The organism is Haliea salexigens DSM 19537 (genome assembly GCF_000423125.1).
GTDB classification, from domain to species: domain Bacteria; phylum Pseudomonadota; class Gammaproteobacteria; order Pseudomonadales; family Halieaceae; genus Haliea; species Haliea salexigens.
The window spans coordinates 1-1,203 of record NZ_AUHJ01000076.1 but is presented as its reverse complement, the minus strand read 5'-3'; the positions used below and the strand labels follow the sequence as shown (position 1 = coordinate 1,203).

General features: G+C 49.9%; 3 protein-coding genes. 2 read left to right on the top strand and 1 reads right to left on the bottom strand.

The features are described from left to right. Together G533_RS24875 and G533_RS0119395 are read left to right on the top strand one after the other, a co-directional pair. On the top strand, window positions 1-334 hold a 334-nt coding region (locus tag G533_RS24875; RefSeq protein ID WP_035529383.1), incomplete at its 5' end, for a hypothetical protein. Further along, a complete protein-coding gene (locus G533_RS0119395) occupies window positions 324-623 on the top strand; it encodes a hypothetical protein (protein WP_027951311.1) in 300 nt (99 codons plus the stop codon). The genes G533_RS24875 and G533_RS0119395, both read left to right, overlap by 11 nt. 44 nt (window positions 624-667) lie before the next feature. Here G533_RS0119395 and G533_RS24740 read toward each other — a convergent pair whose 3' ends face one another. After that, the gene (locus G533_RS24740) at window positions 668-1,177 is read right to left on the bottom strand and encodes a hypothetical protein (protein ID WP_144079978.1); all 510 of its coding nucleotides are present in this window, start codon (window positions 1,175-1,177) and stop codon (window positions 668-670) included. Window positions 1,178-1,203 lie beyond the last annotated feature (26 nt).

The following is a 1,203-nucleotide window of genomic DNA, read 5'->3' as shown; positions in this document are numbered from 1 at the left end:
AGGGACCCTGCGAGAGATCGCCAAGCTGGGGTATACCGGCAATATCCTGGTCGTCGCCACCAAGCTGAAGAAGGGCAAGAAGGAGCAGTTCGACAAGGACTGGACCGAGAGCAGCGACTTCCAGAACGTGGCAGGGGCGGTGAAAGAGGCGGGATTCGATGTCCCGGTGCTGCCGCTCAAGCTCTCCGCCGTGTTCGACGTGATCTTCGAACGGGAGAAGTCCATTCACCAGCTTCGCGAATCCGATCCCCTGGCAGCCTATACCTACCGGGACATCGCGGCCCAGTTTGATGCCATCTACGATCACATAGACGAGGTGAGCCATGCCCAGTAAGAACAACCTCTCCGCGCTGAAGCAGGACAAGAAGCCCAACCCCATACTGCCGGCAAAGGCGCCTGAGCCGGAACAGCCCACGCACCAGGAGAGGAGCGCCCCGGTCGCGCCCCCTACCAAGCAGAAGGCTATAGGGCGGCCTCGCAAGCGCCCTGAGGACAAGCGCGACTACAAGGTGACCCTGTCACTGACCCGGGCCGAGGGTGCGAAGATAAAGGACAAGGCAGGGCTGGCAGGGGAGGCGACCTATCTCTACGACCTGCTGAAAAAGGCGGGAGCCTTTTCTTAAAATTTTAATACTATTGATATTAACGAAATCGCAAGACAATCAGGTTATGCTGGAGTTATTAGAAACGAGCTTTGTTGCTTCGTTATGTGATCATAGACAAATACTTTGAACGGTTCTGGCATTGGCTCTCTCATATCAACAATTATCGTGCTAAACCAGAATGTCGATCCGTGAACGATAACAAATTCAGGAATGCTCGGCTTCCCTTCTTTCCTCTTCAGGATATCCCCATTGAGATCTTCAACCCTTACTTCCCAAAACTTCGCATCTGCTGAATCAATTGTTGGTGCAAATACTGTAAGTATTATCCTCCCACCATCAGGAACTGATTCACTGTCGAAGTTTGTCCTTCGGATCTCAGCTTCTTTTTCCCCCTCCCCCTCCAATACAGAGAATGTTTTATAAGATAGCTCTAGTAAATGAGGATATTCATCAGCCTGTATTCTCGACCCATAGCTTATATAGTCGGTCGGTCTTGTAATGAAATTTGGCAGCAATCCACAACTGGAAATAAAAATACAAATGAATAGAGAGAGTACAAAAATCCGTTTCATGATCATTACTTCCTTTTAATTAAAAT

Coding starts and splice junctions, on each gene's coding strand:
- G533_RS0119395 (WP_027951311.1), top strand. CDS start 324: ATGCCCAGTAAGAACAACCTCTCCGCGCTGAAGCAGGACAAGAAGCCC.
- G533_RS24740 (WP_144079978.1), bottom strand. CDS start 1,177: ATGAAACGGATTTTTGTACTCTCTCTATTCATTTGTATTTTTATTTCC.